Below are 13,278 nucleotides of genomic sequence, written 5' to 3' on the forward strand. Positions count from 1 at the left end.
AATGTAGATTCTTCCTTAGTTTGTGCACATTGTTTGCACTTTTACTTGTTAACTTTGTTTTATTAAACGTTAATGTAAAGGTTCAAACATTGAAAACGCACTCTAAAACAAAAACCTCGAATGTAGCTAAGTTATTCGCATTAAGTGCACTTTGCATCGCTTTAAGCGCATGTAATAGCGATTCAACAAGTGCAACTATTGAAGGCGAAATAGTCAGTAATGCAGCTCCAACAGTTAATGCGGGTATTGATCAAATAGTTAATGCGGGTGATACCGTTTATTTAAACGCTACGGTTGAAGATGATGGTGAAGTATCGGTTAGCTGGTCGCAAACATCGGGCACAATCGTTAGTTTATCTTTAAGTACTGCAACGTCAACAGAGTTTGTAGCACCTGAGGTATTAACCGACGAAGCACTGATATTTGAACTCAGTGCAGATGATGGCACTAATGATGTTGTTATAGATAGTGTAACAATTACTGTGCGTGCATCATCAGATTATACTAGCAATACCAGTGCAAAGCTTGCTAGTTGGCTAATTAACAAGGATACAACTTCTACTTATATACAAAATAATGGTGCAGTGGTTGAAGATGTGCAATCAGTTGAAGTTGTTAGCGTTGCACAAGATGATGCTGACGTTGAATACATGTACGTGCAAACCACAGATATTCCAAAATATGACGTAACGCTTACACAAGAGCAAGTAGACGCGCTAAATAACCGCCCACGTGCAGCCACCGATTTTTATAACGGTGTAACCTCAGCAGCAGTAGGGCAAACAATCTCTTTTGGTGAAGACATAGGTTATAACAGCAGCACTGAAAATTGTAATGATACAGGCGGTGCAGGCTATTGGCCTCCAGGACCTGGTTGTCCGACTGAACAAGCTGTAGAAGCGTACTTTCCAATAACACCCACCGATTTACCTGACACCGAAACCTGTGAAACTGGCCTAGGTACAGTTGGTTTAATGGTTAATGGCACCAGCATATTTAATTGGGGCGATGGTATGAGCTACGGTAATAATGTTTGGTATACGTTAGCGCCAATTGCCGAACAATACGATGTGGATGTATGTGGCGGACACGCTGCTAACGGAGAATATCATCATCATTTTTACACGAGCTGCTTAGCTGATTTACTTGAAGATGATGGCGATGCACATTCACCAATTTATGGTTTTGCAGCTGATGGCTACCCACTTTATGGCCCTTATGAAAGTAACGGGCAACTTGCATTAAGCGGTTGGGAAATGCGCGATTATGGTGCATCAACAAGCGAGGGCGGTTGTGGTACGCAAGGTGAGCGAAGCTGTACTTTAGTCAATCAATACGATATTAGCCAAGGTACACAAATAAGCGATACAGGCCCAGCTATTGGCGCAGAAGTAACAACACTTTCAGGTAATACATTAAATGCCGACGACGGTTATTATTTTGAAGATTATTACTACGCCCAAAAAACAGTAGCAGGTGCACAACTTGATGAGCATAACGGCCACGATACCAACGATGGTAAAGGTTATCACTACCACATAACACTTTCGTTAGACAGCGATGGTAAATTACAGCCTTCGTTCCCTTATCAAATTGGGCCACGTTTTAAAGGTCAATTAGCTGATAATTCAATTGGTCGCTGTGATACGGGCGAAACAATGGGTCCACCACCAAGAAGGTAAGGAGTAACTATGCGTTATTTTAAATACGCATTGATCCTAACTACTGCTGTGCTATTGAGCTTTAAGCTCTTTGCGCAGCAGGAAATGATGGATCATAGCCATATGCCTATTGCAGTACCAAACGCTGCACCCACACCGGCACTGAGCCTTAAGTTATTAAAAGATAGTATGTCGGGTTATAACTTAATTCTAGATACACAGCGTTATGATTTATCAGTGCCTCCTGAGGGCGCCATGAACATGCAACAAATGATGAGCGCGACAACAAACGAAAATACCGGTTTTTTACAAGGCCACGCTCATTTATATATTAATGGCGTTAAAATACAGCGAATTTACGGACATGCATTGCATTTACCTGCTAACTTATTTAAAAGTGGTATAAATACCGTATCGGTTACTTTAAATAATCATGGTCACATGTATTGGACCGCTCAGGGCAAAAAAATAGTTGCTACGTTGTATGTTAATGATCAAACCAAAGAGTTTATAACATACCGATTTGAAAGCTTTCCTAGCAAGGTTAAAAATACGCATTAATGAAAATTCATAATAAACTTTTTTTAATACTATTTAGTTTTACCTTTAGTGTTATTGCAGGGATGGTAATACTTATACAGTGGAGTATAGGGCAAGGCGTTATTGATTTTGTTAATGCAAAAGAGATAAAAGCATTAGAACCACTTACGCTACAACTTGCAAAGCAGTATCAAAAAACGCCCTCGTGGGAGTTAGTTATTGGCGGCGACAAAAACTTTAGAATGCTTATAGAATCGCAACTAGAAAACAGCCAGTTTTTATCTAAGTTACCAAAAAGCCCTGATCCAAGAGGGCGAATGATGCGCCGGCCACCACCATCCGAGCATATTGTTTTAGGCGCGCGCCGACCACCTCCTGAAAATATTGCTCATTATGCTTTGCTTGACGAAAATAAACAGCGAATAGTGGGCAGGTATTTAAGTAATTTAAACTATATGACTACAGCCATTACAGTGAATAATAAAGCGGTTGGTTATTTAGCTGTATCCAAAAGAGATAGCTTAGTTGATGGCTACGAACTTGATTTTTTACAGCAGCAAACAAACTACTTATGGTTTATTGCTTTAGCGGCGGTACTGCTTACATTACTGGTTACCTTTTTATTATCTCGGCATTTAGTTAGCCCAGTAAAACAAATAGCTAACGGTATGCACCGCTTAACGCAAGGCAATTACGAGACTAAGCTGACCCTAGATCGAAAAGACGAACTAGGGCAGTTAAGCGAGGATTTTAATACGCTAGCATTTACGCTCGCCAAAGACGAGCAAGTACGTAAACGCTGGCTTGCCAATATTTCTCATGAGCTTAGAACGCCAATGAGCATTTTGCTTGGTGAGCTTGAAGCTATGCTACTTGGCATACGCGAGCCAAATGCAAAAAATATAAACTCGGCCAACGACGAAGCCCTGCATTTAAAGCGCTTAATAGACGATTTGCATATGCTCAATAGCGCAGAGTTAGGGGGCATGCATTACACTATGCAAGCTACTGATATGGCATTGTTATTAAATACTATTGAGCAAAAATATCTGGTTATACTTGAGCAACATAATATAAAGCTTTACCTATTAAATGCTGCAAAAAATATAACCGTTCAAGCAGATAAAACACGCCTTTTACAGTTATTCGATAATATTTTAATGAACGCAGTGCATTACGCACAATGCTCTACTATTTCATTAACGGCGAGTAATATAAGTATTAAAGGGCAAATGTATTTACAGCTTATTATTGAAGATAATGGCGTGGGGGTTGAGCCATCGCATTTATCGCACTTATTTGAGTATTTATACCGAGTAGATAGTTCGCGAAATCGCCAAGAGGGCGGTTCGGGTTTAGGGTTATCTATTTGTCAGCACATAGTTAAAGGTCATAAAGGCGAGATTAAAGCTGAAAAATCTAGTTTAGGCGGTCTTGCTATCATTATTAAATTACCCTTATTTAAAGCTTAGAGGACACTATGCAAGAGCAAATACTGATTGTAGAAGATGAGGTTAAGCTGGCTAACTTAATAAGCGATTTTTTAACAAGCCATCATTACATAACGCATCAAATACATCATGGTAATGAAGTACTACCTTGGCTTGAAATTAACAAGCCTAGTGTGATTTTGCTCGACATAATGCTACCTGGTCAAAGCGGAATTGAATTGTGTAAAGCAATTAGGCAGTTCTCTAATGTGCCTATCATTATGGTGTCGGCAAAGGTAGAGGAGATTGACCGATTACTTGGGCTTGAATTAGGAGCCGATGATTATATTTGTAAGCCTTTTAGTTATGCGGAGCTGGTGGCGCGTGTTAAAGCTATTTTAAGGCGCTTGAATAACGTTGAGCCAAAAACCAATGTTATGCAACTTGATGAAAGCACCTACAGTGTAAAATACAAAGCAGTAAGTATTGAGCTTACCAATGTTGAGTTTCAGTTATTTAAGCCCTTGTTTAACAACCCTAACCGTATTTATTCGCGCGATAGCTTAATGGATACTATGTACGCCGATCAACGTATTGTGAGCCAGCGTACTATTGATAGTCATATAAAAAAATTGCGTAAAAAGCTGGACGAATTAACCAAAACCGACAGCGTTATTCAATCGGTTTATGGTGTTGGTTATCGCTTTGTAAATCCACAGCAGTGTAATTAACAACAAAATGTTTGATTAATTAGCATAATACGATGCGTTAACGTAAGTAATTAATAACCACTTTAGCTTTTTACTCGCATTAGCATTTTGCTATCATTTTAAATTTATGCATTAGCGATATACATTATTTTGACTTCCTCATTATTTGCACATTATTTGCATTTTTACAGCGTAATCTTTTGTTATTAATTAAACAAAAGGTTACGAGCATGAAACACTTATCATCACTTACAATTATTACACTATTGTCGGTTGCTTTTTCAGTAAATGTTGCAGCAAGAGGCAGCGATAGCAAACCACCTAAACCTGATTTTTCAAGCATGGATACCAATGGCGATGGCGTAATTAGCTATGCAGAGTTTAGCGCTAAAAAACCACCACACGGCGAAGACGCACAAACAATTTTTGACGAAATAGATTCAGATGGTAATGGCGAAATTAGTGAGCAAGAAGTAAATGATCATAAACCACCTCGTCGTAAGCGTTGAAAGGATACTGTAATGATTAATAATATTAGCAGTAATTCTGCAAGCCTGGTGCTGCAACAAAGTAGCCAAACCGCAAAGTTAACAACAGCACAAAGTGACTTTGTAAAACAAACACTCGCTGAATTCGATGCCGAAAATTTAACGGCAGAAAACGCGCTAAGTATTCAAGCTGCACTTAAAGAGCAAGGTATAGCGCCAACAAAAGAGTTGGCTGAGCTAATGGACGAGTTGGAGTTTGACGCTAAAAGCATAGGTGATGATGCTCGACCTGAAGGTCAGCGCCCGCCACCACCGCCTAAAAATTCAATTGAGCAAGTAAATACTAAAGATGTAGTTAGTTATTTAGATGAGTTGTTAGCGCAGTATTCAAGCCAGTTAAATGACGAAGATAAAAGTTCTATTTTATCGGCGGTTCAAGAAAAGTTTGCTTTATCACAAGGTGATTCGATACTGAGTGTTAAAGCGTAATTATAAATAAGGCAACACCTAAACTAAAAAATCAGCTATTACAGCTGATTTTTTAGTTTATCAATAACAGCAAGGTTAAAAGTCACTACTACTGTGGCGCTCTGCTAGTTGCTCTTCTTCAGGTCCCCATGTGCGGTTAACGCGACGACCACGTTTTACGCCAGGGCGTTTTGAAACCTGTTTAGCCCAACGTACAACATGAGTGTATGAGGCAACATCTAAAAATTCAGCTGCATCATAAATGTCGCCAAGCACTAAAGAGCCATACCAAGGCCAAATTGCGATATCGGCAATTGAGTACTCATCTCCTGCCATGTATTCGTTTGCACTTAAATGGCGGTTTAGCACGTCAAGCTGGCGCTTGGTTTCCATGGTGAAACGATCAATAGGATATTGCATTTTAGTGGGTGCATAACTATAAAAGTGGCCAAAGCCACCACCTAAGTACGGCGCTGAGCCCATTTGCCAAAATAGCCAGTTACGACATTCAGTTTTAGCTTTTAAATCTTTAGGTATAAGCACATCAAACTTTTCTGCTAGGTATTGCAGTATAGAGCCCGATTCAAAAATACGTGTTGGCGGCGTGGTTGAATGATCCATTAACGCTGGAATTTTTGAATTTGGATTAATATCTACAAAGTCAGAACCAAACTGATCACCATCACCTATGCTGATTAAATATGCGTCGTATTCTGCATCGGTTAAGCCCAGCTCTAACAGCTCTTCAAACATAATAGCGGCTTTTTGACCATTTGGTGTAGCAAGCGAATAAAGCTGAAATGCGTGCTCGCCAATAGGTAAGGTTTTGTCATGAGTTGCGCCGGCGATGGGGCGATTAATACTGGCAAATTTACCGCCACTCTCACTGTCCCATGTCCAAACTTTGGGTGGGGTGTATTGATTTTGATCACTCATAAAAATAACCTCTGTTTAAATGAAATACATATAAAAAAATATATGTATTAATAAATGTGGCCATTAAAATAAATTAAAGGCGAGTTTTTTGACTTTTAAGTTTGTCGGATTTTGCTAATTTATAGCCTAAAAACAATCCGCTCAATGCTCCAAATAAGTGGCTTTCAAACGAAATATGCAAGCGCTGTGGTAGTACACCCCAAACAAATCCGCTGTAAAGTAGGGCAACGACAACAGCAATAACAATGGATTTAAATGAACGTCTAATTACGCCATAGCAAAGTATAAAACCCCACAACCCATATATAACGCCACTTAAACCAACATGAATACTACTACGACCAAATGCCCATACTAAAAAACCACCTACTAATGCGGTAAAAATAAATACGTTATAAAAACGCTTAACGCTGTATTGGCAAATTAACCAACTTAAAACCATAAAAGGCAGCATGTTACTGGCAAAGTGCCACCAACTGCCATGTAAAAATGGCGCGCTCAGTATGCCAATTAAGCCATTAATGCTGCGCGGATAAATGCCAAAACCATTAAGATTAATGCCAGGTAAGCTATTAATTAGCTGTAAAACAAAGCAAATTGTAACAATACTAAAAATAGCGAAGCGTTTGCTTGTTAGTAATGACCGTGTGGTTGCCATATAATCGTCCTAGTTGAGCTTAATAGTTGCCAGTATAGGAATTGTATTTGCTAATGCAAAGCAATTAAAAAAGCACAGCATTAAATGCTGTGCTTTTTACTTATAAATCGTTATTAACCTAGTTTGGTTAGTAGCTTCTTAGCAGCAAGTTCTGAGCTTGCTGGGTTTTGACCGGTAATTACTAGGCCATCTTCGAGTACAAGTACACCCCAGTCATCCGTTTTTTGATAGTCGCCGCCTTTTTTAATCAGTTCGTCTTCTACTAAAAACGGCACTATGTCGGTAAGTTGTACTGCCGCTTCTTCACTGTTAGTAAAACCAGTTACTTTTTTACCAGCAACAAGTGCATTACCATCGGCATCTTTAGTATTCAAAAATACGGCACTGGCATGACAAACAGCCGCTACTGGCTTTTGCTCTTTAATAAAGCTTTCAATAAGTGCAATAGAGTCGGTGTTTTCTACTAAGTCCCATAGTGGGCCGTGGCCGCCTGGGTAAAATACCGCGTCAAAATCTGTCGAATTTACTTCACTAAGCACTTTGGTATTGGCCATTAATGCTTGTGCGGCACTGTCTGCGTCGTAGCGTTTAGTTGCATCAGTTTGAAAATCAGCAAGAGTACTTGTAGGGTCTATCGGGGGCTGGCCGCCATTTGGCGATGCAAGAGTGACTTCAACGCCTGCATCTCTAAATGCGTAATAAGGGGCTGCGAATTCTTCTACCCAAAAACCTGTCTTTTCACCTGTGTTGCCCAATTCTGCATGTGAGGTTAAAACCATAAGTATTTTTTTAGCCATTAGGATATTCCTTTTGATGATTTAAATTAGTTAACTTTGCTACCAACTACTATATGCACTAATAATGCTTTAAACAACGATGATAAATTTAACTTTATTGATTCAATAATTGATACAACAATGCAGTAAATTTAGGAGATGTTATGAAAGTGTCGTTTGAGCAGTTAAAAAGTATGGTGGTGTTTGCACAAATTGTAGAGCAGGGTAGTTTAACCGCTGCGGCTAAGCAGTTAGGATTAACGCGTGCGGTGGCAAGTTACCATTTAAAAAAATTAGAAACCCAACTTGAAATTACCCTACTAAATCGCTCAACACGCACTATGGCATTAACAGAGGCGGGAGTGGCGTATTATGAGCGCTGCAGAATAATTACTGAGCAAGCCAATGCGGCAAATCAACAAATAGAAAATATAAAAAGTGAGCCTCAGGGGCTGCTCAAAATTAGTTGTCCGGTAAATGTAGGGATGCAATTAATAGTGCCTGCTATTAATAGCTTTAAACGCCAATACCCCAAAATTAACATAGACCTACAACTTAGCGATGATGTAGTTGATATTATAAAGCATGGTTTTGATTTTGCCATTCGTGGGGTGGCGCTAAGCGACTCTAATTTACAAGCAACTAAACTCACAACAATGAGTACCTGTATTTGTGGCTCGCCAGATTACTTTGCTCATTTTGGCAAACCTAAAAACCCTGTTGAGTTAGCTCAGCATCAATGGGTGGTGTATCAATTGGGCAGTAAAACGTTAACCCTTTCAAAAGAAGGTAAAAAACACGACATTACAATGCAAGGCGGTTTAAGTACCAATAACGCTGCTGCCCGTACTGCTTTTGTTGAAGCCGGGCATGGCATAGGCCGTATTCCACTGTACGATGCGTGGTCTAAAGTGCAAGCAGGGTTGCTAGAAATTATATTAGACGATTACAAAAGCAAAGATATTGAGCTTTATGGGGTGTTTCCGCCAGGCGCAGCAGGCTCTAAAAAATTGCGGCTATTTATAGATTATTTAAAAGCCTACTTTGTAAAACAACATACTGCTTTAGGCATGCTAAAAAATATTTAACATGAACGCTGGTTAAAAGATTTATTATCCAGCGTTTGGATTAATTTAAACATCTAATTTATAAAGTGCGGTTAAATAATGCCACAGCTTGTTGATACATACTTATTGCAAGCGCTGCGTCGTATCGCTCACCTTCGTCGCGCATAAAGGCATGTTGTGCGTTTACTTCTTGCCATTGGTAATTTATACCCGTATTAACGCATTGCTGATAAATTTTAGTGCGGCCTTCTTGCGGCACATGTGGATCTTGTTTACCCCATATAAAGTGAATTTCGCCTTGTACATCAGCCATACGTTCAAATGAATTATTACCTGCTTTTGCTGGTAATGTATTACTGTGAATATCGGTTGCGTATAAACAAAATGCAGCTTTAATTTCAGGGTTTAATGCGGCTCTATATGCTAAATGCCCACCAATACATACACCCATTACACCAAGCGTACCTGTGCAATAGTTTTGTTGTTTTACAAAGTCGATCATGGCTTGGGTGTCGCTATCGTGATGCTCTAAAGGTTTAGCCCATTTGTCGGCATTACCTTTGTCTTTACCTGCGTCGTCGTAAGCGAGCACAGTGCCAATAGGATTTAACTCATGAAATACTTCAGGTACTAATACTACAAAGCCATGGCTTGCTAAAATAGCGGCGCTGCGGGCAATAGGGGCGGTTTGCTGAAAAATTTCAGAGTAAAAAATAAGTGCAGGAAACAACCCTTGCGCCTGAGGGCGGTATATAGTGGTTCGCATCAACCCTGTAGGGGTAGGCAAGTCGGCGTTATGTTGTTCGATGATCATAATTGCGCTCAGTTATATAAATTTATATGGTAACTGAGCGCGATAAAATATACGACTAGTTAAAGACTAGCAGGCATTTTATTGCAACTTGCGTAGTAGCTTACGGTTGCTGGCCAGTCGGAAAATATAGCCATTACGCCAACATCTTGCGCAAGTACATCAACTACTTTCATCATGTCGCCATCGTTATTTATTACATCAGCAATTGATTGATAATAATAGCCACCACCTTGGTTAAGTGGACCTGATCGCTCAAGGCTCCATGCAATAAGCTCTAAGCCTGCAGCTTTAGCGGCAATTGCGTATTGTGATGGCACAATATTGCTTTCTTTATCTATTTTTAACATCATCCACATAGGTGGGGCTAAAATTTTCACCCCATTAGTAACCAGTTCATCCATGCTAGGTTGCCATGTTTGTGGATTACTTGGATCGAACCCAGCATCGCTATCGCGCCCGTCAAGATAGACACTTTGATCAGCAAAATCAGGATTGTTGTTTATCCAATATTTTACGTCATCAAGATTAAATGATTGCGGGTATACTCGCGATGCCGGTATACCCATTTGCATGTATTCATCTAACATTTTTTGCGCGTATTGCTCTTGTGTCATGCTTTTAAAAGGCATGCTAACTTCTGGTGATTTAAGCTCAGGAGTCATTTTTACCCCGAGTGCTTTAAATAACGCAATACTTTGTTTATGCGTCATTAATGTGCCATTAGTTGCGTATAAGTCGGTGCGCCAATTAGGTGTGCCCTGCATATACTGCTTAGCAGTAGTTGCGTGAATATTTGCACCATCCATTTTGCCTTTAAGGGTTAAAAACTCGCTCAAGCTAATGTCGCTAGTACAGCACTTTGCAGAGGCGGTTACTGCGTTTTCAGCGTCGGCAGGGATAAATGGTTCGCTGCATTTAGCCGCTAATTCAGGAATGGCTAAAATATTGGTTGTGGTGTGTAAATCGCATTGTGAATGGCGACATACAAGCTCATTATCGTTTGTAAATGTAACATCGCACTCTACAACACCTGCGCCCATTCTTGCTGCAGCAGTGTAGGCTTCTTTAGTGTGCTCAGGATACTGCATAGACGCACCGCGATGCCCAATTGAAAAGTCGGTGCGATAAAAAGGGCCTTCACTACACGATTCTAATTGTGCTTTTAAATCACTAGCGTCCATATCATTAATTAAATAATAAGGACGCGTACCCAGTTGAGCATTGTGTTCGTTAATTAGGGTATTGCTACAGCCAGTAATAATAAAAATAAAACCGGCGACTAAAATTATTTTACCGAGCATTTAAAACCACTTTAAATTATTAAGATAATGTAAGTGTAGCGCTATTTTATGGCACTTTTATTAAAGTATTGATTCACCAATAATGCAGCTAAAATAACTCCTGCACCAATAGTTAACCTGAATAAATCGGCATCTCTGTTCCAAATAAGCACATTAACAATAATACCAGCAGGGATAAGTAAGTTATTCATTACCGCCAGCGCCCCCACATTTACTAAGGTAGCCCCTTTGTTCCAAACAAAATAACCAAACCCAGACGCTACTATTCCTAAATAAATAAGCACGGCCCATTGAGTTGTGGTTGTCGGTAATTTATCGGTATTGCCAAACAGCAGGTAGCACACTAAAGCAACGCACAAAGCGCCGATAAAAAACCAACCGAACACCGATTTGTGCTCAAGGGTACTGTTACTCATTAAGCGTTTATAGGCCACTTGGCCAATGGCAAAGCACAGGTTAGCCGCTTGGACTAATAATAAGCCAAGCAAAAAGTCGCTACTTATGCCTTCATACCTAATGGCTACCGCGCCACCAATGGCAATAATAGCAACAATAAAAAAGCGAGGGTTAAAGTGTTTTTCTAAAGCATCGTTTAGTAGGGTGATATAAAGCGGGGTCATCACTGTAAATAGTAGTACTTCAGGCACGCTTAAATATAAAAATGAGTGATAGTAAAAGCTGTACATAGCACCAAGTTGCACTGCACCAATAAGCATTAATTTTAACGCCAGTGGCTTAGGGGTATGTTTAACCTTTAAAAATGGTAAAAAAACTAATGCAGCCAGTGCAATGCGGATTAACACACTAAACCATGCATCAACTTGGCCTGCTAAATATACACCAATTAAGCTAAACGAGAACGCCCATAATAGGGTGACAGCAAACAAGTAAGCCATGGTTTTTATAACTCCAAATAAAACAACGAGTTTAACCTAGATAATAATAAAGAGTAATAGTCCACTTGATAAAACAAGTGGACTAAAAAGTAACTATTGTGAACTTACAAATTGCTTGGCTTGTAATTTTAAATGCTCTAGCGCTTTTTTATTGTAGTAGCGGTTATGGCTAATAACGCCTTGTAATGATTGCGTGTTACTAATATCAACTAACGGATTGCGCGCTAAAATAATAATATCAGCCACTTTACCCACCTCTAAACTGGTAAATTGCTGCGTTTTACCTAAAAATTTAGGCCCAGCTATTGTGGCACTTTGTAGTGTTTGTAACGGGGTTAGCCCGTAATCACTAAAAATAGCGAGTTCTTGATGCAACGACAACCCCGGATAAATATAAGAGTTTAAAAAACCGGCGTCGGTACCGGCAATAATTGATACGCCAGCTTGCTGCACCCAAGGGAGTAATTTTGCCGTTTTTATAAAGCGCTCTTTGCGTTGTGTTATTTGCTCAGGGGTATCTTTATTTGCGCGATCAACTCGCCATTGGTAGGTGGCTTTTAATCCTTTGCCTAAATAATTTAGGTACTCGTCTTGCTGATGGTCGTTTTCATCAATGTAGGCCGTAATTTGGCCGCCAATTAAGGTAGGCACAACAGCGGTATTATTTTTTGCGAGTACGCGATATTTTTTCATTGCTGTGGCTTTGTCAACATGCTCAGAAATAATTGGCAGCGCACTGGAGTAGCTCAGTACACCTGATTTTACCTGAGCAGAAATTTCTTGTTCGTTATCGGCGGCGGCTTTTAACATGTAGGTCATATGCTCAATCGCATCAAGCCCTGCGTTTGACACATCGGTTACCGAAAGCGAAAAAGGAATATGCCCCGAAATTTGATAACCGCGCTTTTTAACTTCTTTTACTGCTTGTAAGTATAACTGTGGCGTTAAAGCGCTGTCGGTAATTTTAATAAAATCGACATTCATGGCCTCAAGTTTATCAATGGCGGCGTGCATTTCTGCGCTGGTTTCTACTTCTAAGTCGCCAGGCCAAATTGAGTCTTTACCTTCGAGCTTTGGTCCTGAGGTATAAATAGTAGGGCCTATTAATGTGCCTTGATTAATTTGCTCGCGCCATTGTAATACCGATTCACTTAAATCAGCGGCTGCATCGCGCACTGTGGTTATGCCATAGGCTAAATATAACGGCAGTAACTGTTTGTTTTCTGTTATTAGTTGCTCACCGCCGCCAAAGTGTACATGCATATCCCAAAGCCCAGGCATTACATATTGACCACTGGCATCAATTTGACTCGTAGCGCTGTAACGTAAATTTAGCTCATTGCCGCCGCGGGCTACAATAGTAGAGTTTTTGATAACAATGGATTGATTAGCCGTAATTTGCCCTGTCATCATATTAATTACATTGGCGTGGTTAATAATAATGTCGGCTTGTTGTTTTTGAGTCACTTGGTTACAAGCAGCTAAAATAAGCGTGATGGGGAGTATTAATATGAGTTTCATAGCGGCACCTGA

General features: G+C 39.9%; 14 protein-coding genes. 7 read left to right on the forward strand and 7 right to left on the reverse strand.

Translation table 11 applies throughout. The annotated features are described in order from the left end of the window. Positions 1-29 precede the first annotated feature (29 nt). From J5X91_RS04315 to J5X91_RS04340, 6 genes are all read left to right on the forward strand, one after another. On the forward strand, positions 30-1,682 hold the full coding sequence (locus J5X91_RS04315; RefSeq protein WP_080516817.1) for a YHYH protein: 1,653 nt from the start codon (positions 30-32) through the stop codon (positions 1,680-1,682). 9 nt (positions 1,683-1,691) lie between these two features. Then, the gene (locus J5X91_RS04320; RefSeq protein WP_011328854.1) at positions 1,692-2,222 is read left to right on the forward strand and encodes a hypothetical protein; all 531 of its coding nucleotides are present in this window, start codon (positions 1,692-1,694) and stop codon (positions 2,220-2,222) included. Next, the gene (locus J5X91_RS04325) at positions 2,222-3,673 is read left to right on the forward strand and encodes an ATP-binding protein (protein ID WP_192532115.1); all 1,452 of its coding nucleotides are present in this window, start codon (positions 2,222-2,224) and stop codon (positions 3,671-3,673) included. The genes J5X91_RS04320 and J5X91_RS04325 overlap by 1 nt, the downstream gene beginning before the upstream one ends. An 8-nt stretch (positions 3,674-3,681) precedes the next feature. Further along, positions 3,682-4,362 carry a response regulator gene (locus tag J5X91_RS04330; protein ID WP_011328852.1) on the forward strand — a complete coding sequence of 227 codons (681 nt, stop codon included), beginning with the start codon at positions 3,682-3,684 and terminating at the stop codon, positions 4,360-4,362. 209 nt (positions 4,363-4,571) lie between these two features. Further along, the gene (locus tag J5X91_RS04335; RefSeq protein ID WP_011328851.1) at positions 4,572-4,850 is read left to right on the forward strand and encodes an EF-hand domain-containing protein; all 279 of its coding nucleotides are present in this window, start codon (positions 4,572-4,574) and stop codon (positions 4,848-4,850) included. Positions 4,851-4,862: 12 nt separating this feature from the next. Continuing rightward, on the forward strand, positions 4,863-5,318 hold the full coding sequence (locus J5X91_RS04340; protein WP_208834129.1) for a hypothetical protein: 456 nt from the start codon (positions 4,863-4,865) through the stop codon (positions 5,316-5,318). 75 nt (positions 5,319-5,393) lie between these two features. Here J5X91_RS04340 and yghU read toward each other — a convergent pair whose 3' ends face one another. The 3 genes from yghU to J5X91_RS04355 form a co-directional block, all read right to left on the reverse strand. Beyond that, a complete protein-coding gene (yghU, locus tag J5X91_RS04345; RefSeq protein ID WP_011328849.1) occupies positions 5,394-6,233 on the reverse strand; it encodes a glutathione-dependent disulfide-bond oxidoreductase in 840 nt (279 codons plus the stop codon). A 73-nt stretch (positions 6,234-6,306) separates the two neighbouring features. Then, positions 6,307-6,891 carry a rhomboid family intramembrane serine protease gene (locus tag J5X91_RS04350; RefSeq protein ID WP_208834130.1) on the reverse strand — a complete coding sequence of 195 codons (585 nt, stop codon included), beginning with the start codon at positions 6,889-6,891 and terminating at the stop codon, positions 6,307-6,309. Positions 6,892-7,004: 113 nt separating this feature from the next. Next, positions 7,005-7,688: a type 1 glutamine amidotransferase domain-containing protein gene (locus tag J5X91_RS04355; protein WP_086998826.1), complete on the reverse strand. Its 684-nt coding sequence runs from the start codon at positions 7,686-7,688 to the stop codon at positions 7,005-7,007. A gap of 143 nt (positions 7,689-7,831) precedes the next feature. Between J5X91_RS04355 and J5X91_RS04360 the strand changes: the two genes are divergently transcribed. Beyond that, the gene (locus tag J5X91_RS04360) at positions 7,832-8,755 is read left to right on the forward strand and encodes a LysR family transcriptional regulator (RefSeq protein ID WP_208834131.1); all 924 of its coding nucleotides are present in this window, start codon (positions 7,832-7,834) and stop codon (positions 8,753-8,755) included. 58 nt (positions 8,756-8,813) lie between these two features. Here J5X91_RS04360 and J5X91_RS04365 read toward each other — a convergent pair whose 3' ends face one another. From J5X91_RS04365 to J5X91_RS04380, 4 genes are all read right to left on the reverse strand, one after another. Beyond that, complete coding sequence (locus J5X91_RS04365; protein ID WP_011328845.1) at positions 8,814-9,548, reverse strand: dienelactone hydrolase family protein; 735 nt, start codon at positions 9,546-9,548, stop codon at positions 8,814-8,816. 59 nt (positions 9,549-9,607) lie between these two features. Continuing rightward, a complete protein-coding gene (locus tag J5X91_RS04370) occupies positions 9,608-10,849 on the reverse strand; it encodes a glycerophosphodiester phosphodiesterase family protein (RefSeq protein ID WP_208834132.1) in 1,242 nt (413 codons plus the stop codon). 41 nt (positions 10,850-10,890) lie between these two features. Beyond that, entirely contained in the window at positions 10,891-11,745 is an 855-nt protein-coding gene (locus J5X91_RS04375; RefSeq protein ID WP_208834133.1) for a carboxylate/amino acid/amine transporter, read from the reverse strand. Between the two features lie 93 nt (positions 11,746-11,838). After that, entirely contained in the window at positions 11,839-13,266 is a 1,428-nt protein-coding gene (locus tag J5X91_RS04380; protein ID WP_208834134.1) for an amidohydrolase family protein, read from the reverse strand. Positions 13,267-13,278: the final 12 nt, after the last annotated feature.

It is taken from the genome of Pseudoalteromonas sp. K222D, from assembly GCF_017653575.1.
In the GTDB taxonomy this organism is placed as follows: Bacteria; Pseudomonadota; Gammaproteobacteria; order Enterobacterales; family Alteromonadaceae; genus Pseudoalteromonas; species Pseudoalteromonas nigrifaciens.

What these genes read in the sequence shown, in the direction of transcription:
- J5X91_RS04320 (WP_011328854.1), top strand. Translation starts at nt 1,692, where the DNA reads ATGCGTTATTTTAAATACGCATTGATCCTAACTACTGCTGTGCTATTG.
- J5X91_RS04325 (WP_192532115.1), top strand. Translation starts at nt 2,222, where the DNA reads ATGAAAATTCATAATAAACTTTTTTTAATACTATTTAGTTTTACCTTT.
- J5X91_RS04330 (WP_011328852.1), top strand. Translation starts at nt 3,682, where the DNA reads ATGCAAGAGCAAATACTGATTGTAGAAGATGAGGTTAAGCTGGCTAAC.
- J5X91_RS04335 (WP_011328851.1), top strand. Translation starts at nt 4,572, where the DNA reads ATGAAACACTTATCATCACTTACAATTATTACACTATTGTCGGTTGCT.
- J5X91_RS04340 (WP_208834129.1), top strand. Translation starts at nt 4,863, where the DNA reads ATGATTAATAATATTAGCAGTAATTCTGCAAGCCTGGTGCTGCAACAA.
- yghU (WP_011328849.1), bottom strand. Translation starts at nt 6,233, where the DNA reads ATGAGTGATCAAAATCAATACACCCCACCCAAAGTTTGGACATGGGAC.
- J5X91_RS04350 (WP_208834130.1), bottom strand. Translation starts at nt 6,891, where the DNA reads ATGGCAACCACACGGTCATTACTAACAAGCAAACGCTTCGCTATTTTT.
- J5X91_RS04355 (WP_086998826.1), bottom strand. Translation starts at nt 7,688, where the DNA reads ATGGCTAAAAAAATACTTATGGTTTTAACCTCACATGCAGAATTGGGC.
- J5X91_RS04360 (WP_208834131.1), top strand. Translation starts at nt 7,832, where the DNA reads ATGAAAGTGTCGTTTGAGCAGTTAAAAAGTATGGTGGTGTTTGCACAA.
- J5X91_RS04365 (WP_011328845.1), bottom strand. Translation starts at nt 9,548, where the DNA reads ATGATCATCGAACAACATAACGCCGACTTGCCTACCCCTACAGGGTTG.
- J5X91_RS04370 (WP_208834132.1), bottom strand. Translation starts at nt 10,849, where the DNA reads ATGCTCGGTAAAATAATTTTAGTCGCCGGTTTTATTTTTATTATTACT.
- J5X91_RS04375 (WP_208834133.1), bottom strand. Translation starts at nt 11,745, where the DNA reads ATGGCTTACTTGTTTGCTGTCACCCTATTATGGGCGTTCTCGTTTAGC.
- J5X91_RS04380 (WP_208834134.1), bottom strand. Translation starts at nt 13,266, where the DNA reads ATGAAACTCATATTAATACTCCCCATCACGCTTATTTTAGCTGCTTGT.